The sequence below is a fragment of the Desulfocurvus sp. DL1XJH-121 genome (assembly GCF_054819825.1).
This window is the reverse complement of record NZ_JBTVWW010000022.1, coordinates 16,740-34,365: the sequence shown is the minus strand read 5'-3', so window position 1 is coordinate 34,365 and position 17,626 is coordinate 16,740. Positions and strand designations below refer to the sequence as shown.

General features: G+C 66.5%; 18 protein-coding genes. 15 read left to right on the top strand and 3 right to left on the bottom strand.

Translation table 11 applies throughout. The annotated features are described in order from the left end of the window. Positions 1–32 precede the first annotated feature (32 nt). Positions 33–1,457: an RtcB family protein gene (locus tag ACYYG1_RS14060; protein WP_461210958.1), complete on the bottom strand. Its 1,425-nt coding sequence runs from the start codon at positions 1,455–1,457 to the stop codon at positions 33–35. Between the two features lie 375 nt (positions 1,458–1,832). On the opposite strand from ACYYG1_RS14060, the gene ACYYG1_RS14055 reads away from it, so the two are divergent. The 9 genes from ACYYG1_RS14055 (at position 1,833) to ACYYG1_RS14015 (ending at position 12,173) form a co-directional block, all read left to right on the top strand. Then, a complete protein-coding gene (locus tag ACYYG1_RS14055) occupies positions 1,833–3,230 on the top strand; it encodes a TolC family protein (RefSeq protein ID WP_461210957.1) in 1,398 nt (465 codons plus the stop codon). 1 nt (position 3,231) lies between these two features. Next, positions 3,232–4,590 carry an efflux RND transporter periplasmic adaptor subunit gene (locus ACYYG1_RS14050; RefSeq protein ID WP_461210956.1) on the top strand — a complete coding sequence of 453 codons (1,359 nt, stop codon included), beginning with the start codon at positions 3,232–3,234 and terminating at the stop codon, positions 4,588–4,590. 15 nt (positions 4,591–4,605) lie between these two features. Further along, the gene (locus ACYYG1_RS14045) at positions 4,606–7,794 is read left to right on the top strand and encodes an efflux RND transporter permease subunit (RefSeq protein WP_461210955.1); all 3,189 of its coding nucleotides are present in this window, start codon (positions 4,606–4,608) and stop codon (positions 7,792–7,794) included. Between the two features lie 18 nt (positions 7,795–7,812). Further along, positions 7,813–8,250 carry a hypothetical protein gene (locus tag ACYYG1_RS14040; RefSeq protein ID WP_461210954.1) on the top strand — a complete coding sequence of 146 codons (438 nt, stop codon included), beginning with the start codon at positions 7,813–7,815 and terminating at the stop codon, positions 8,248–8,250. Positions 8,251–8,393: 143 nt separating this feature from the next. After that, positions 8,394–9,161, top strand: a complete 768-nt coding sequence (locus ACYYG1_RS14035) for a dimethylarginine dimethylaminohydrolase family protein (protein WP_461210953.1) — start codon at positions 8,394–8,396, stop codon at positions 9,159–9,161. 84 nt (positions 9,162–9,245) lie between these two features. Continuing rightward, positions 9,246–9,410: a hypothetical protein gene (locus ACYYG1_RS14030; protein ID WP_461210952.1), complete on the top strand. Its 165-nt coding sequence runs from the start codon at positions 9,246–9,248 to the stop codon at positions 9,408–9,410. A gap of 62 nt (positions 9,411–9,472) precedes the next feature. Further along, positions 9,473–10,297 carry a transporter substrate-binding domain-containing protein gene (locus tag ACYYG1_RS14025; protein ID WP_461210951.1) on the top strand — a complete coding sequence of 275 codons (825 nt, stop codon included), beginning with the start codon at positions 9,473–9,475 and terminating at the stop codon, positions 10,295–10,297. Between the two features lie 133 nt (positions 10,298–10,430). After that, positions 10,431–11,435 (top strand): amino acid ABC transporter permease, encoded by a 1,005-nt coding sequence (locus tag ACYYG1_RS14020; RefSeq protein ID WP_461210950.1) that lies wholly within the window; start codon positions 10,431–10,433, stop codon positions 11,433–11,435. Between the two features lie 6 nt (positions 11,436–11,441). Continuing rightward, positions 11,442–12,173, top strand: coding sequence for an amino acid ABC transporter ATP-binding protein (locus tag ACYYG1_RS14015; protein WP_461210983.1), 732 nt, complete (start codon positions 11,442–11,444; stop codon positions 12,171–12,173). A 69-nt stretch (positions 12,174–12,242) separates the two neighbouring features. Here the strand turns inward: ACYYG1_RS14015 and ACYYG1_RS14010 are convergent, their stop codons facing one another. Then, entirely contained in the window at positions 12,243–12,611 is a 369-nt protein-coding gene (locus ACYYG1_RS14010) for a PilZ domain-containing protein (RefSeq protein ID WP_461210949.1), read from the bottom strand. Between the two features lie 161 nt (positions 12,612–12,772). Here ACYYG1_RS14010 and ACYYG1_RS14005 point away from each other — a divergent pair, with 161 nt between their 5' ends. Genes ACYYG1_RS14005 through ACYYG1_RS13995 form a run of 3 tightly spaced genes read left to right on the top strand, consistent with a single transcriptional unit; the run spans position 12,773 to position 13,594 of the window. Beyond that, on the top strand, positions 12,773–13,018 hold the full coding sequence (locus ACYYG1_RS14005) for a hypothetical protein (RefSeq protein WP_461210948.1): 246 nt from the start codon (positions 12,773–12,775) through the stop codon (positions 13,016–13,018). A 38-nt stretch (positions 13,019–13,056) separates the two neighbouring features. Further along, positions 13,057–13,332 (top strand): hypothetical protein, encoded by a 276-nt coding sequence (locus ACYYG1_RS14000; RefSeq protein WP_461210947.1) that lies wholly within the window; start codon positions 13,057–13,059, stop codon positions 13,330–13,332. Between the two features lie 58 nt (positions 13,333–13,390). Next, a complete protein-coding gene (locus ACYYG1_RS13995) occupies positions 13,391–13,594 on the top strand; it encodes a hypothetical protein (RefSeq protein WP_461210946.1) in 204 nt (67 codons plus the stop codon). A 77-nt stretch (positions 13,595–13,671) separates the two neighbouring features. On the opposite strand, the gene ACYYG1_RS13990 is transcribed toward ACYYG1_RS13995, so the two are convergent. Further along, positions 13,672–14,583, bottom strand: coding sequence for a LysR substrate-binding domain-containing protein (locus ACYYG1_RS13990; RefSeq protein ID WP_461210945.1), 912 nt, complete (start codon positions 14,581–14,583; stop codon positions 13,672–13,674). Positions 14,584–14,689: 106 nt separating this feature from the next. Here ACYYG1_RS13990 and ACYYG1_RS13985 point away from each other — a divergent pair, with 106 nt between their 5' ends. The 3 genes from ACYYG1_RS13985 to ACYYG1_RS13975 all read left to right on the top strand — a co-directional run bounded on the left by ACYYG1_RS13985 (position 14,690) and on the right by ACYYG1_RS13975 (position 17,610). Next, complete coding sequence (locus ACYYG1_RS13985) at positions 14,690–15,070, top strand: carboxymuconolactone decarboxylase family protein (RefSeq protein WP_461210944.1); 381 nt, start codon at positions 14,690–14,692, stop codon at positions 15,068–15,070. A gap of 471 nt (positions 15,071–15,541) precedes the next feature. Continuing rightward, entirely contained in the window at positions 15,542–17,290 is a 1,749-nt protein-coding gene (locus ACYYG1_RS13980; protein WP_461210943.1) for a YeiH family protein, read from the top strand. 59 nt (positions 17,291–17,349) lie between these two features. Then, entirely contained in the window at positions 17,350–17,610 is a 261-nt protein-coding gene (locus ACYYG1_RS13975) for a hypothetical protein (protein ID WP_461210942.1), read from the top strand. The last annotated feature ends 16 nt before the right edge of the window (positions 17,611–17,626 follow it).

Genomic DNA, 17,626 nt, shown 5'->3' with positions numbered 1-17,626 from the left:
TTGATCCATGGGGTGTGTACGCTGATCCGGCCTCAACCCTTGACGCAGATGAGCGGAGCGAGCCGCGCCACGCGCCGGGCCAGCCCGGCGCAACAGGTGGCGTCCACCACGGCCTCGATGTTCTTGTACGCCCCCGGGGCCTCCTCGGCGGCCCCGCGCATGCTCGCGGTGCGCACCAGGATGCCGCGCCCGCGCAGTTCCTCCAGCACTTGGCCCCCGCGAAAGGCCTTTTTGGCCCTGGCCCGGCTCATGGCCCGGCCCGCGCCGTGGCACACCGAGCCCAGAGAGAGTCCCTCGTTGCCCGCTTCGCCAGCCAGGATGTAGGACGGCGCGCCCATGGACCCGCCGATGAACGCGGGCTGGCCCGTCTCCGCGTAGCGCGCGGGCAGGCCCGGGTGCCCCGGGCCCCAGGCGCGGGTGGCGCCTTTGCGGTGCACCAACAGGTCCCGCTCGCGCCCGTCCACGCGGTGGCGCTCAAGTTTGCAGGTGTTGTGGGACACGTCGTAGATCAGGCCCAGGCGCGCCCCGGGCAGCACGCGGGAGAACGCCTCGCGCGCCAGATGGGTGATGGCCTGGCGGTTGGCCAGGGCGCAGTTCACGCCCGCGCGCATGGCCGCCAGATAGGCGCGGCCGAGGTTGCTGTCCGCCGGGGCGTTGGCCAGCTCCCGGTCCGGGGGCAGGGTGCCCGCGCGCGCCGCATCGTCCAGCATCAGGGCCATGTAGTCCTTGCCTATCTGGTGGCCCAGGCCGCGCGAGCCGCAGTGGATGCTGAGCACCGCGTCCCCGGGCGCGATGCCGCAGGCGTCCGCGGCCCGGGCGTCGAAGACCTCCTCCACGGCCTGGATTTCCAGGTAGTGGTTGCCCGAGCCCAGAGTGCCCAACTGGTCGCGCATGCGCTGCTTGGCCGTGTCGGACACGGCCACGGGGTCGGCCCTGGGCATGCGGCCGCGTTCCTCCATCCAGTCCAGGTCCGTGGTGCTGCCGTAGCCCTGTTTCACCGCCCAGGCCGCGCCTCCGGCCAGCATGGCGTCCAGCTCCCTGGCGGACAGGCGGATGCCGCCCGTGGACCCGACCCCCGAGGGCACGGCCGCGAACAGGGCGTCGGCCAGCTCCAACTGTGCGCCGAGCACGTCCGCAACGGACAGCCCCGTGCGCAGGCAGCGCACCCCGCAGGCGATGTCGAAGCCCACGCCCCCGGCGCAGACCACGCCCTCGTGCGCATCGAAGGCCGCCACCCCGCCGATGGGAAAGCCGTAGCCCACGTGGGCGTCGGGCATGGCCAGGGCCGGGCCCGCGATGCCGGGCAGGGCGGCCACGCCCCGCAGCTGGCGGCCCACGTCCTCCTCCATGTCCCGCAGCAGGTCCGTGGAGGCGAAGACCACGGCCCTGGCCGCGCCCTTGCCCACGGACAACTCGAAGCGGCACGGTCCGCGCTCTGTGAAGGCTGAAAGGCGCATCGCCATCTCCTTGCTCCTGGGTGCCCTGGTTCCGGTCCGTTGGCAAGGCGCATCGGCGTCTCCCCGGTTGTGCAGAATCTTGCCCGGCCGCCTTTGCACATGTGCAGGTGGCGGGGACACATCTTGCACAAGTGCAGGGGAGGGCCTTGCGGCGGCCGGAGGCCCTGCCGCGCAGGGCGGGGATGCAATACGCCGATAAATCAAGCCAAAATAAACACGACTAAAACAGTGTGGTTTTGGAACGGTTCTTGAGATGCGCCTGAGGTCGCGGACTTCGTGCTGTCCATTTCCGTGGAACGTAGTATGGATATAGGGTGAAAAATTCCATCGTGGAGGCGCCCGGACGCGACGAAGAACCGATTCAGGAGAAGCATCATGCGGAAATCGAATACAACGGCACTGGCCATGCGGCCTCCTGCGCCAGGCCTGGCGCTGGCCTGCCTGGGCCTGCTGATGGGAGTCCTCATCTGGTCCACGGCGGCGCGGGGACAGGAGACGGCCCGGCAGGACCCGGCGCTGCGGTCGCTGGTGGAGGAGGCCCTGGCCAACAACCAGGACCTCCTGGCCCTGGAGGACCAGGTCCGCGCCCTGCGCGAGGAGGCCCCCTTCGCGGGCTCCCTGCCGGACCCGGGATTCAGCCTGGGGCTGTCCAACGTGCCCGTGGACTCCTTTGAATTGGACCAGGAGGCCATGACCCAGAAGCAGATCGGCGTCTCGCAGCAGATGCCCTGGTTCGGGACCCTGGGCCTGGCGGAAAAGGCCGCGGTGCTCAAGGCCGACGTGCAGGACCGCCTGGTCCGCGCCAAGCGGCTGGAGCTGGCCCGGCAGGTGGCCGAGGCCTGGTACGATCTGGGCTTCACGGCCCGGAGCCTGAAGGTCAACGCGCAGCTCCAGGCCATGGTGGGCCAGATGCTGCGCGTGGCCGAGACCCGCTATGCCACGGGCAAGGGCCTGCAGCAGGACATCCTTTCCGGCCAGGTCCGCCTGTCGGAACTGCTGGACGAGCAGGCCGATCTGGAGCGCAAGCGCCGCGTGCTCGCGGACCGCATCAACGCCCTGCTGAACCGCGAGGATCTGGTGGACGTCGAGCCCCCCGTCCTGCCGGAGGACGAGGAGGGGGAGCCCCTGGCGGCCGCGACCCTGGCGACGGGGGCGCTGCGCCTGAATCCCGTGGTCCTCTCGCGCAGGACGGCCGTGGACAAGGCCGCCCTGGACGTGGACCTGGCCCGCAAGGACTATTACCCGGACATGAATTTCCGCCTGGGCTACGGACAGCGCGACGAGGACCCGTCCACGGGCAGGGACCGTTCGGATTTCGTTTCCGCCTCCGTGACCTTCAGCATTCCCCTCTGGCAGGCCACGCGGCAGGACAGCAAGCTCGCCGCCGCCCAGTCCCGCCTTTCCTCGGCGCGCAGGTCCCTGGCCGCCCTGGAGCGCGAATTGCCTCACAGGATCGACGCCCTGGTGGCGGAGATCGCGACGGCGCGCGAGAACAGGCGGCTGTTCGACACGGCCCTCACCAAGCAGGCGGAGCAGGCCGCGGATTCCTCCCTGGCCGCCTATTCCGTGGGCCGTGTGGGCTTCGACTCCATGGTCGAGGCTCGCCTGCGCCTGGTGCGCTTCGAATTGCGGTCCGAGCAGTATGGCTTCGAGGCCCGCAAGATGATGGCCCGACTGGAAGAGACCCTGGGCGGCCCCGTGGCCGCAGCCCTGGCCGTAGCGCGGGCCTCCGCACCCCGTCCCCCCGATACCGATTCTTTCCCGGAGAAATAGAATGCATACCCTTCGCCTTTCCCTTTTTGCCTTTTCCCTTTTCCTCGCTCTGGCCGCGGTTCCGGCCCGGGCCGCCGACGGCCCCCGCGCAGGCGAGGTCGACCCCGCCACGGGCAAGACCATCAAATACTGGGTCGCGCCCATGGACCCCACCTACATCCGCGAAGAGCCCGGCCAGTCGCCCATGGGCATGGACCTCGTGCCCGTGTACGTGGAGGAAGGCCCCGGGGAAAAGGAACCCACCTCCACCATCCGCATCGACCCCGTGACCATCCAGAACATGGGCGTGCGCATCGCCCCCGTGCGGCGCGATACCCTGTCCCGCTCCATCCGCGCCTTGGGCACGGTGACTTACGACGAGCGGCGCATGTACACCGTGACCAGCAAGTTCGACGGCTGGGTGGAGCGGCTGTACGTGTCCTTCGTGGGCGAGGGCGTGAAGAAGGGGCAGCCCCTCATGGACATCTACAGCCCCGACCTGGTCACGGCGCAGGAGGAGTACCTCCTGGCCCTTCGGCAGGTCCGCGAACTGGGCGGGAGCGACTACCAACAGGTGCGCGAGGGCGCGCGCAGGCTCCTGGACGCGGCGCACAGGCGGCTGCTGAACTGGGACATGAGCGAGGCGCAGATCGCCCGGCTGGCCAGGGAAGGCAAGGCCCGCAGGACGTTGACTGTCTATTCTCCGGCCACCGGGGTGGTCACCAAGAAGGACGCCTACGAGGGGCATTTCGTCAAGGCGGGCATGCACCAGTACGAGATCGCGGACATCTCCCGGGTCTGGGTGGACGCCGAGATCTACGAGTACGAGCTGCCCTTCGTGAGCCTGGGGATGACCGCGCGCATGGAGCTTTCTTACCTCCCGGGCAAGAACTTCCAGGGCAAGGTGTTCTTCGTCTACCCCTACCTGAACCCCAAGACCCGCACGGCGACCCTGCGTCTGACCTTCGACAACTCCGGCGGCGAGCTCAAGCCCGCCATGTACGCCAACGTCTACCTGGAATCCGAGGTGGGCGGCGAGGTCCTGGTGGTGCCCCAGGAAGCGGTCATCGATTCGGGCGAGCGGACCCTGGTCTTCGTGGACCGGGGCCGGGGCAGGTTCGAGCCGCGCGAGGTGCGCCTCGGCGCCGAGGGGGCCGACAACACCTACCAGGTGCTTTCGGGCCTCTCCGAGGGCGAGAACATCGTGGTCTCGGCCCAGTTCATGCTCGATTCGGAATCGCGCCTGCGCGAGGCCGTGGCCAAGCTCCTGGAGGCCCGTTCCGGCGGCTCCGACGCGGCCGGGGACCCGGACCTGAACATGGACGATCTGAAGATGGACGATCTGAAGATGGACGGGCCCGCCGGGCCGGACGCCGGATAGGGCGGGGAGGCGAACATGATCCGCAAACTCATCGAACTCTCCCTGCGCAACCGTTTCCTGGTGCTTCTGCTCACGGTCTTCCTGGTGGCCGGCGGCATCTGGGCCATGCTCAGGACGCCCCTGGACGCCATCCCGGACCTCTCGGACGTGCAGGTCATCGTGTACACCAACTATGCGGGCCAAGCCCCGCAAGTGGTGGAGGACCAGGTCACCTATCCCCTGACCACGGCCATGCTCTCGGTGCCCTACGCCAAGACCGTGCGCGGGTATTCCTTTTTCGGCCTGAGCTTCGTGTACGTCATCTTCGAGGACGGCACGGACATGTACTGGGCCCGCAGCCGAGTCATGGAGGCCCTGAACTACGTCTCGGGCCGCCTGCCCCCGGCCGCGACCCCGGCCCTGGGGCCCGACGCCACGGGCGTTGGCTGGGTCTACGAGTACGTCCTGGAGAGCAAGAACCACGACCTGGCACAGCTGCGCAGCATCCAGGACTGGTTTTTGCGCTACGAGCTGACCAGCGTGCCCGGCGTGTCCGAGGTGGCCTCCATCGGCGGATTCGTGAAGCAGTATCAGGTCCATGTCGATCCCAACAAGCTGACCGCCTACGGCATCCCCCTGAAAAAGGTCTCCGAGGCCATCCGCCGCAGCAACAACGACGTGGGCGGACGCCTGGTGGAGATGGGCGAGACCGAGTTCATGGTCCGGGGGCTGGGCTACATCCAGAGCCTTGAGGATCTGGAGGACATTCCCCTGGGCGTGGACGACCGGGGCTCGCCCATCCTGCTGCGCAACGTGGCCGACGTGCGCATCGGCCCGGAGCTCAGGCGCGGCGTCCTGGACGTGGACGGGCAGGGCGAGGCCGTGGGCGGCGTGGTGGTCATGCGCTACGGCGAGAACGCCCTGGCCGTGATCAACGGGGTCAAAGCGCGCCTGGCCGAGCTGCAAAAAAGCCTGCCCGAGGGCGTGACCATTCGTCCTGTGTACGACCGGTCGGGGCTTATCGAGAGGGCCGTGGACAACCTGAAGCACACCCTCCTGGAGGAGGTGGCCATCGTGGCCCTGGTCTGCCTGCTCTTCCTCTTCCACGTGCGCAGCGCCCTGGTGGGGGTCCTGACCCTGCCCATCGCCGTGCTGGTCAGCTTTCTGATCATGAAGTGGCAGGGCATCAACTCCAACATCATGAGCCTGGGCGGCATCGCCATCGCCGTGGGCGCCATGGTGGACGCGGCCATCGTGATGATCGAGAACGCCCACAAGCACCTGGAGCATCACCAGGGCCGGGAGCGCTGGGAGATCATCCGCGACGCGGCCGTGGAGGTGGGGCCGTCCCTGTTCTCGTCCCTCTTGATCATCGCCGTGAGCTTCCTGCCCGTGTTCACCCTGGAGGCCCAGGAAGGGCGCATGTTCCGGCCCCTGGCCTACACCAAGACCTACGCCATGGCGGGCTCGGCCTTCCTGGCCGTGACCCTGGTGCCCGTGCTCATGGGCTATCTTATCCGCGGCCGCATCCTGGCCGAGGACAAAAACCCCGTGAACCGCCTGCTGATCTGGCTCTACAGGCCGGTGATCAACGTGGTGCTCCGGTTCAAGTACCTGGTGGTGGGCGCGGCCGTGGTCATCCTGGCCCTGACCTGGATCCCCTGGCAGCGCATGGGCTCGGAGTTCATGCCCCCCCTCACCGAGGGCGATCTGCTGTACATGCCCACGACCCTGCCGGGCATCTCCGTGACCAAGGCCAAGGAGCTGCTGCAGCAGACGGACAGGATCATCAAAACTTTCCCCGAGGTGGACACGGTCATGGGCAAGGTGGGCCGCGCGGACACGGCCACGGACCCCGCGCCCCTGACCATGCTGGAGACCACAATCACCCTGAGGCCCAAGGCCGAATGGCGGCCGGGCATGACCATGGACCAGCTGGTCAAGGAGATGGACCAGGCCATCCAGTTCCCCGGCCTGACCAACGCCTGGACCATGCCCATCAAGACGCGCACGGACATGCTGGCCACGGGCATCAAGACCCCCGTGGGCCTGAAGCTCATGGGCGACGATCTCGGGCAGTTGTCGGATCTGGGAGCCGAGGTGGAGGCCGTGCTGCGTGACGTGCCGGGAACGGCCAGCGTGTACGCCGAGCGCGTCACGGGCGGCAACTACCTGGACTACAAGATAAACCGCCGGGAAGCCGCGCGCTACGGGCTCACCGTGGGCGACGTGCAGGACGTGATCCAGTCCGCCGTGGGCGGCATGAACGTGACCTCCACAGTGGAGGGGCTGGAACGCTATCCCGTGAACCTGCGCTACGGCTCGGAACTGCGCGACAGCCTGGATAAGCTCCGGCGCATCCTGGTGCCCACGCCCATGGGCGCGCAAATCCCCATCGCCCAGGTGGCGGAGATATCCATCCACAAGGGCCCGGCGGCCATCAAGAGCGAGAACGCGCGCAAGAGCGCCTGGGTCTACGTGGACATCTCGGGCATGGACGTGGGCCGCTACGTGCAGGCCGCCCAGAAGGCCGTGGCCGAGAAGATCGAGCTGCCCCCGGGAGTGAGCATCGTCTGGAGCGGACAGTACGAATACATGATGCGCGCCAAGCAGAAGCTCCTGCTGGTGGTCCCGGCCACCCTGATCATCATCCTGCTGCTCTTGTACCTCAACTTCGGCAACGTGACCCAGAGCCTCATCGTGATGCTTTCGGTGCCCTTCGCCCTCACGGGCGGGCTGTGGCTGATGGACGTGCTGGGCTACAACCTGAGCGTGGCCGTGGCCGTGGGCTTCATCGCCCTGGCGGGCGTGGCCGCCGAGACCGGGGTGGTCATGCTCGTGTACCTGGACATCGCCTACCGCAAGTACCGCGATCTCTACGGCGACGCCTTTTCGCGCCGCCATCTGAACCTGGCCATCATCGAGGGCGCGGTGCTCCGCGTGCGGCCCAAGATGATGACCGTGGTCTCCACCATGGTCGGGCTGGCGCCCATCATGTGGAGCAGCGGCACGGGGTCCCAGGTCATGAAACGCATCGCCGCGCCCATGGTGGGCGGCATGGTCAGCGCCACGGTGCTGACCCTGGTGGTGGTGCCCGCCATCTACGGCATCTGGAAGGGCCGGGGCCTGCCCCGCGAGCCCGAGGAGCTCCCCGGGGATGTCCCGGCGGGGCAACCGGAACGAACCACCGGCCCCGCCGAGCGGACCGGGAGTGAAAACCTCTAGGAAAAAAGGAGAAGAGAGATGAAGAAATACGTTATGCTGGCGGCCGTTTGCGCCGTGCTGGCCCTGGCTCTGCCGGCCCTGGCCATGGAAGGCATGGAGAAAGGCGGCTCCGCCGCAGGCGGCACCTTCAAACAGGCAGTGGACGTGGACGGCGTGCACGCCGAGTTCCAGATCATGGAACTGGCGGCCATGAACATGCAGGATCCCGAGGGGCACACCCACCACGTCATGGCCGGGTTCACCAAGGACGGCCAGAAGCTCGTCGACCTGGCGGGCAAGGTTAAGCTCATCGCGCCCTCGGGCAAGGAGCAGACCGCCGGACTCAAGAACTACGGCGGCGGCGCGTTCGCGGCCAACTTCACCATCGATGAGCCCGGCAAGTGGGGCGTGATCTGCATGTTCAAGGAGAACGGCGCCACGCACGTGGCCAGGTTATGGTACCACTTCGGCGGGTAGCGCTGCTCGCATCACCCGATTCAGGGCTCCGGGCTGCGGTCCGGGGCCTTTTTATTTGCCGCGTGGCGGGGACGCGGCGGGGCGCTTTACAAGGCCGCCCGGCGAGGCTAAGGAATGCCCTTCGTTTTTGTAAGGAGGCATCCATGTTCACCCACGCCATTCTGCGCACCCCCGGCCCGGACTTCGCCTCGGGCCTGACCACTTCTTCCCATCTCGGCCCTGCGGACCACCCTCTGATGTTGGCGCAGCACGCGGCCTACGCCGACGCCCTGCGCGGCCTGGGGCTGGCCGTGGAGGTCCTGCCCGCCGCCCCGGGATTCCCGGACGCCCATTTCGTGGAGGACGCCGCCGTGGTGGCCCGCGAGGTGGCCGTCATCACCCGCCCGGGCGCGCCCGAGCGCAGGGGGGAGGAGGACAGCGTGGCCCCGGCCCTGGCCGCGTACAAGCCCACGGCCCGCATCCAGGCCCCGGGCACCCTGGACGGCGGCGACGTGCTCCTGGTGGGCAAACGCTTTTTCGTGGGCCTGTCCGAGCGCACCAATGCCGAAGGCGCGCGCCAGTTCGCCGCGATCATGGAGCCCCACGGCTACACGGTCACGGCCGTGCCCGTGGGCGCGGGCCTGCACTTCAAGTCCGGGGTCAACCACCTGGGCGGGAACACGCTCCTGGTCACGCCGGGGTTCGCGTCCCTGCCGGAGCTTTCCGGCTTCGACCTGCTGGTCACGCCCGAGGACGAAGAGTACGCGGCCAACACCCTGTTCGTGAACGGCAGCCTGCTGACGCCCGCCGGGTTCCCCGGGGTGCGCGGGCTGCTGGACGGCCTGGGCCTGCCCGTCATCGAGCTGGACATGAGCGAGACGCGCAAGATGGACGGCGGCCTGACCTGCCTGTCCCTGCGTTTCGCGGTGTGATATTTTCCAGGGAAGATCCCATTGCCTCTTGTGCCGGGGCTCTGGGCAGGCTATCCATGGCGATCCCAAACCCGGAGGTGGGCCATGACCGCGATGAAGGACAGATACAAGCGCGAGGCCGTGGAGGTGCACTGCCCGGTGCACAAGATTTCCCGGATCATCTACCTGCCCGAGGAAAAGATGCCCAACTGCCCGGTGTGCGGCAAGAAAATGATCATCAAGGAAGTGCTCACCGAGGGCAAATACTGACATCCGGCCGGGGCGCGCGGTGCGTCCGGCCTTGCAGACCTTCAATCGAGGAGAAGAGAGTCATGAATATCGCACGCAAGCTGCTTTTGGCCGCCTTCTTCGTGGCCGTGCTGGCGTCCCAGGGCTTTACCGCGGACTTCGAGCTGGCCCAGAAATCCACCCTGAACAAGATCCTCGCGGCCGGCGAGCTGCGCATCGGCCTGGATCCCGGCTACCCGCCCTTCGAGCTCACGGACAAGAAGGGTCAGGTCATCGGCTTCGACGTGGACTTGGCCAAGGAGCTGGCCAAGTCCATGGGCGTCAAGCTCACCGTGGTCAACACCGATTACGACGGCATCATCCCCGCGCTTCTGGCCGACAAGTTCGACCTGATCATGTCCGGCATGACCCTGACCCAGGAGCGCAACCTGCAGATCAACTTCGCCGACCCCTACATCGTGGTGGGCCAAGCCATCCTGCTCAACGAGAAGCACAAGAGCACGATCAAGTCCTACAAGGACCTGAACGATCCCAAGTACACCGTGGCCGCGCGCCTGGGCACCACCAGCGAGATCGCCACCAAGCGCATGATCGGCAAGGCCAAGTACAAGTCCTTCGACAAGGAAGCCGACGGCGCCCTGGACGTGGTCAACGGCCAGTCCGACGCCTTTGTCTACGACCTGCCCTTCCTGGTGGTCTTCGTGGCCCAGCAGGGCGGCAAGAACGTCGTGCTCCTGGACAAGCCCTTCACCTACGAGCCCCTGGCCATCGGCCTGAAGAAGGGCGACCCGGACTTCCTGAACTTCCTGAACAACTTCATGAAGCAGATCAGGGCCGACGGCCGCTACGACCGCATCTACGACAAGTGGATCAAGTCCACCGGCTGGATCAAGAACGCGGCCGAGTAGCCCGGCTCTTCCCCATTCGACTTCCGGCGCGCCCCGCACACGCGGGGCGCGCTTCGGGCCCCGCGCGGGCCGCCCCCTGCGGCGGCCGCGCCCGGCCCGCCGTTTTTTCCGACGATCCAAGGAGAACTCAGCCATGTCGTTGTATCCCGGTCTGGACAAGCCCAGGGGGCCCCTTTACCGGAAAGCCTGGGGTTCGGTCTTCGCCGTGGCCCTGGTCCTGGTCCTGATGGGCGTGTACGGCGCCACGCAGTACGTGGACTACATCTGGCGCTGGAACCGCGTGCCGCAATATTTCGCCTACCAGGCCGAGGTGAAGGTCGGCTCGGAGATCGAGGGCGAGGTCTCGGCCGTCGAGGACAAGGGCGGCCAGATCCTGGTCACGGTCACCGGGGCGGACGGCAGCGAGACATACACCGTGCCCGCCAAGGGGCTGCGCGTGTCCGAGGGCGACTTCATCTATCCCGGCGACGTGCTCGGCGCGAGCAAGGAGTGGAAGGCGGGCCTGTTCCTCACGGGCCTGTGGATGACGCTGAAGGTCAGCTTCGTGGCCATCATCCTGGGCATGGCCCTGGGCGTGGCCACGGGCCTGGCGCGCATCTCGGACAACCCGGCCTTCAAATGGGCGTCCATCGGCTACATCGAGCTGGTGCGCGGCTCGCCGTTGCTCGTTCAGCTGATGATCTGGTACTACGTCATCGGCACCCTGGTGAACCAGATCCTGGCCCACACCGGCCTGCCCCAGGTGGAGAATTTCTGGTACGGCGTGGCCGGGCTGGCCGTGTTCACCGGGGCCTACACCGCGGAGATAGTGCGCGCGGGCATCCAGAGCGTGGACATCGGCCAGATGGAGGCCGCGCGGTCGCTGGGCATGTCCTATTCCCAGTCCATGGCCAAGGTGGTCATGCCCCAGGCCATCCGGCGCATTCTGCCCGCCCTGGCCGGGCAGTTCATCAGCCTGATCAAGGACTCGTCGCTCTTAGGCGTCATCGCCATCCGCGAGCTGACCAAGGTCACCCGCGAGATGGCCAGCGCGTCCCTCATGAACTACGAGATGTGGATCGTGTGCGCGGTCCTGTACCTGGTGATGACCTTCGCATTCTCCGTGCTGGTCCAGTATCTCGAACGCAAGGCGGTGTAGGCCATGATGATTCGCGCGAAAAACGTCTGCAAGTACTTCTACGTGCCCGAGAAGCTCGTGGCCCTGGACAACGTCTCCCTGGACGTGGCCCAGGGCGAGGTGGTGGTGGTTATCGGCCCGTCCGGGTCGGGCAAGTCCACGTTCCTGCGCTGCCTGAACCGTCTGGAGTTCGCCGACGAGGGCGAGATCACCATCGACGGCAAGAGCGTGCTGGATGCGGCCAGCGACATCAACGCCATCCGCGCCGAGGCGGGCATGGTCTTCCAGAGCTTCAACCTCTTCCCGCACAAGTCCGTCCTTGACAACCTGACCATGGCCCAGATGGCCGTGCGCAAGCGCGGCAAGAAGGAGAGCGAGGAAAAGGGCATGGCCCTGCTCAAGAAGGTGGGCATCGCCGAGAAGTGGAACGTGGGCCCGGACCAGCTCTCAGGCGGCCAGCAGCAGCGCGTGGCCATCGCCCGCGCCCTGGCCATGGACCCCAAGGTGATGCTCTTCGACGAGCCCACCAGCGCCCTGGACCCGGAGATGGTGGGCGAGGTGCTGGACGTGATGAAGGACCTGGCCCGGGGCGGCATGACCATGGTGGTGGTGACCCACGAGATGGGCTTCGCCCGCGAGGTGGCCGACCGCGTGGTCTTCATGGACCAGGGCCGGGTCATGGAGACGGGCACGCCCGAGCATTTCTTCGTCAATCCCGAGAACGAGCGCACCAAGCTCTTCCTGAGCCAGATATTGTAGCGCGCCGCGCCTCCCGGAAACAAACAAGGCCGCCCGAGGGCGGCCTTTTCGTTTCCGGGGTCGGAGAAGCTAATCCGTTCCCTCGGTCTCCAACCATGGCAGGAGGTCCGTTTCCTCCAGGCGGCGCAGGAGCTCGCGGCTGTCGGCCTGCAGGGGATGGTCGAAAGTCACTCCCAGACCGTCGTCGTTGATCCAGGCCACACGCCCGGCCAGCTCGCCCAGCAGCGGGTTCAGGACCTTGGGGCCGGACAGGACCGCGACCTCGTCGCCCGGGACGGGGCGGGCCGCAGGGCTTGCGGGGAACATGGCCAGGAGGATGCCCCCCGTGCTCAGGTTCTCGATGGTCCCGAACAGTTCGTATTTTCCCTTCACGAGCAGGCAGGCGAAATCGGTGCTGGCAAGTGCGAAGCGTTCGTTGTTGCGTCTTTCGTCGGTCATGGTAGCATCTCAGTAGTGGACATTCAGGACATGACGAACGCATGATACATCCTGGTTCGGTTTCCGGTCAACGCACCCAGGCAAAATGAGGAGATCCCCCATGGGCGGCGGATGTTGCATGGGAATGACCCATGGGGTAGGATCCCGGCAAGGAGGACCCCGTGTCCGCAGAACAGGTGGCCGAAGTCAGCCGGCGCAGCGGCGAAGCCCTGATGCGCTGGAACATAGAGATGGACAAGACGCTGTTGCGTCGTGATCCGGTGACCACGAACTGGGGGGAGATGCTCCGGGGCAAGCGCCTGTCCGACGACATCGGCCTCCCGGACTACGGAGATCCGCACCCCACGCCCGGCGCGAACAAGGTCCCGGAGATCATCAAGGGATTCCTCCTGCAGAGCAGGATTTGACGGCTCGCCCCGCGCGACGGGGGGCCGGGAGGTATGGAATGAGACGGACTGTGTGCGCCCTGGCCGCGGCGCTGGCCCTGGCGGCGGTCCTGGCCGCTCCGGCCCTGGCCCGCGACGTGGACGAGGGGGCCAGGACCCGGATCAAGAAGCTTCAGGCCCAGGTGGACGAGCTGGAGAAGAAGGTCACGGCCCTGCAACTGCTGATGCAGAAGCTGGAGGACAAGAACGCGTCCCTGGAAAAGGACGTGCGCGAGAACCAGGCCCTGATCCGCCTGCTCATCAAAGCCACCAAGAACGAGAAAGTGGAGCCCTAGGGGCTGAAAAGGATGATTTCCCGCGCGGGATCGGTCCGCGCGGAGGGGGAGGTTGCCCATGTCGGTCGAGAATGTGAACGTCCTGACTATGGCCAGCGAGATGTCCGTGGCCAGCCACAGCAGCACCTCGCGCAATTTGCGGGAATATGTGGACATCGTGCGCGAGAAGGTCGACCGCTACCCCGGCATGCTGACGGACCTGCGCGACAAGAAGACCCTGGCCGAGGAGGCCACGGGCAAAGTGTTCACGGTCTCGGCCTGAGCCGGGGCCGAACGGGTTTTTCCGGGGCCTCGCGGCCCCGTCTCAGGGCGCGTCCGCGCCCTTGTCTTTTTTTTCCCTCATTCCGTTTTCAGACTGCCCGCGCAGGCGTCTCTTTCGGCGGCCATGACCTCCCGGAAACGCCGCACCAGAGGCGAATCGTCGCCGCGCCGCCAGGCCAGCCGGTACTGGACCAGGGGCAGGCCATCTTCCAGGGGGCGGTAGGCCACCCCCGGTCTCGGGGCCAGGGACATGGACTCGGGCAGCAGGGCCAGGCCCAGGCCCGCGGCCACCAGGGCCACGGAGGCGTGTTTCAAGAGGCCCGCGTGCAGCAGTTCGGGCACGGCTCCGGCCCGGTGCAGGGCGGTCAGCATGGAATCATAGAGCCGGGCGTGGTATTCCCGGGGGTAGAAGATCAGGGTCTGGCCGTTGAGGTCCGCCAGCCGGAGTTTCGCCTTGCCCGCCAGGGCGTGCCCTTGGGGCAGGGCCGCCACATAGGGCTCCGTATGCCAGTGCATGCTCTCCAGGCCCTCGAATTCCTGGCCGTGGGGCCGCATGACCCCCAGATCCAGCTCGCCGGTCCGGATCAGGCGCGCCTGCTCCTGCGTCCCCCGCTGCTCCAGGGTGACGCGCACCAGGGGATGGTTCCGCCGGAATAGGGCCACGGCGCAGGGCAGGGCTCCCTCCAGGGCCGGGCCCACGACCCCCAGGCGCAGCATCCCCTGTTCCCCGCGCCCCATGCGCCCTACGGCGCGGGCCGCCTCCCGGGCGCGCTCCAGGATGGTCCGCGCCTCCCCAAGCAGGTATTCCCCTTCGCCGGTCAGGGCCACGCTGCGGCTGGTGCGCACGAACAGGGCGGTCCCCAGCTCATCCTCCAATTTCCGGATGCCCTGGGACAGGGGCGGCTGGGACATGTTCAGCCGCTGGGCGGCCCGCCCGAAGTGCAGCTCCTCGGCCACGGCCACGAAGCAGCGCAATTGCCTGAGCTCCATGATCGATATTCTCCGTGTATCAATTCCTATTCAAAAATATATTGGATATATCCATAGCCCCTCCCTATCGTCTGCGCATCGGCAACGCAAGCCCAAGGAGGGCGACATGGACGAACGATATGAACGGGGCCTGGCGCTCCTGAACGAGGTGGACGGGGAGGGCGGCCGCAAGGTGGTGGACGCCCTGGCGGATCTGGCCCCGGACATGGGGCGCTACATCATCGAGTTCGGGTTCGGAGAGATCATGGCCCGCCCCGGCCTGGACCTGCGCACGCGCGAGCTGTGCACCGTGGCGGCGCTCACCGCCCTGGGGCATGCGGCTCCGCAGCTGGACGTGCACATCAACGGGGCCCTGAACGTGGGCTGCACCCGGGAAGAGGTCGTGGAAGCCATCATCCAGATGGGGCTGTACGCGGGATTCCCCGCCGCCCTGAACGGCCTGTTCCTGGCCGGGGAGATATTCAAGCGGCGCGGCCCCGGGCGCTGAGGCGTCGGATTCGTCAAAGGGCGAGGATCATCCCCGCTGCATCGGCCCCGCCACGGCGGGGCTTTTTTGCGCCTTGGGCCGCGCGCGGCGGGTATTGAGAGGCTTGCGCCTTGTTTCCCATGACCGTGTTCGGGGCGTTGCGGCGCGCGCGGCGGCCGGATCGGGCAACGGGTTGCGAAACAGGGGGGAAGCCCCTTGTGGCGGCGTTTCCCGCGATTTCCGGACCCGGCATCCATTCACGGGGCTGCGTTTCTCGACATGGCGAGCGCAAACTTTTGTTTGCTTAAAAAATAACCAAGGTTTGCGATATGCTTTTTGTCTGTGTAAATAAAAATAATAAAATCAGTGTGTTGATTCATGTGAAAAGCTGGAACAACCTTTGCTTTGTACTGGGGTGTCCGGCATTGGGGTGTGCGGCGGGGAGGGCCCGCCGCAGGGCCGGAAATCATCATCAATACCAAGGAGAGCGCTATGGCGGAGAACACTGAGCAGAACAGCAACGTGGTGGTGGACAAGGCATCGAGCGCCTGGTCCGATCTGTGGAAGAAGGAGGACTACTGGGCCATCTGGCTGGGCCTGGCCCTGCTGGTGGTTGGTTTCCTGATCTTTCTCCCGCGTCAGCCCGAGAACATGAAGGAGACCTTCGCCAAGGCCAACGCCATCATGGAAGCCGAGGCCGCGCGCGCGCCTTTCAAGACCGTGGCCTACTACAAGGCCCAGGACACCAAGTCCAAGCTCAAGGCCAAGGACTCGTCCATCGGCAAGGCCATCGCGTCCTTCACCCACAAGCCCCACGGCTGGAAGACCAATCCCCTGGACGCCTTCATGATGAACCAGGCCCAGGCGGACGCGCTCAACGCCAAGAACATGCCCAAGTACGAGGCCGCCAAGGCCACGGAAAAGGAGGCTCTGGCAGCCGCCCTGGTAGCCGAGGAAGCCGCCGCTGCCGCGAGCTTCAAGAACGCCCAGCTGAACCAGGCTGCCGACGACCAGATCGGCCAATGGCGCAAGGCCAAGACCAAGACGGGCAAGGCCAAGAAGAAGGCGCATAACAAGCCCTACAACCTGTTCCCGTCCCTGTTCGGGCTGATGATCGCCGTGGGCCTGTTCTTTTCCTTCGCCATCAAGTTCATGGGCAAGGACCCCGTGGCTTTCTTCAAGGGCTACATCGTGGTCTTCCTCGTGGGCGTGCTGTCCTACCTCATGGCCGGACAGGCGACCATGAAGCACTACGGCATCGGCGACGCCGCCTGGGCCATCTTCTTCGGCATGCTCATCTCCAACACCGTGGGCACCCCCAAGTGGGTCAAGCCCGGCCTGGAGGTCGAGTACTACATCAAGACCGGCCTGGTGCTGCTGGGCGCCGAGGTGCTCTTCAACAAGATCATCTCCATCGGCGTGCCCGGCATCTTCGTGGCCTGGGTGGTCACGCCCATCGTACTCATCTCCACCTTCATCTTCGGCCAGAAGGTCCTGAAGATTCCGTCCAAGACCCTGAACATGGTCATCTCCGCGGACATGAGCGTGTGCGGCACCTCCGCGGCCATCGCCACGGCCGCGGCCTGCCGCGCCAAGAAGGAGGAGCTGACCCTGTCCATCGGCCTGTCCCTGGTCTTCACCTCCATCATGATGATCGCCATGCCGGCCTTCATCAAGGCCGTGGGCATGCCCTACATCCTGGGCGGCGCCTGGATGGGCGGCACCATCGACGCCACGGGCGCCGTGGCCGCTGCGGGCGCGTTCCTGTCCGAGAAGGCCCTGTACGTGGCCGCCACCATCAAGATGATCCAGAACGTGCTCATCGGCGTCACCGCCTTCGGCGTGGCCGTGTACTGGTGCGCCAAGGTCGAGTGCCAGGAAGGCCAGTCCGTGGGCTGGATCGAGATCTGGCACCGCTTCCCCAAGTTCGTGCTGGGCTTCCTGGCCGCCTCCATCCTGATGTCCGTGCTGTCCTCCGGCATGGGCTCCGACGCCGGCTACACCATGATCGACCAGGGCGTCATCCGCGGTTGGACCAAGATCTTCCGCGGCTGGTTCTTCTGCCTGAGCTTCGCCGCCATCGGCCTGGCCACGAACTTCCGTGAGCTGAGCTCCTACTTCAAGGGCGGCAAGCCCCTGATCCTGTACGTCTGCGGTCAGAGCCTGAACCTGATCCTGACCCTGACCATGGCCTACGTCATGTTCTACCTGGTGTTCCCCGAGATCACCGCCCAGATCTAGCCTCCGCAAGATACCGGCCCGGGGCCTCGCCCCGGGCCGGACACCGGAGAAGGAGAGACATGATGCAGGATAAAAGCGCGGCAAAGCGGTGGGGAGCCCTGATCCTGGGCCTGGCCCTGACCTGGGCCGCGGTCTTTGTGGTCTGCCCCGCGGCCGTCCGCATGTCCCCGGCCATGACCCACATGGCCAACGCCCTGGACGACTGGGGCATCGAGAGCGGCGCGTGGTACTACACCGACGTGGAGGCCTGCGCCCTGGGCAACGTGTACACCCGCAACACCATCGAGCATCTTCCCGGAAGGCTGGCCGCCGCCAAATAGCGCGGACGAAACCTTC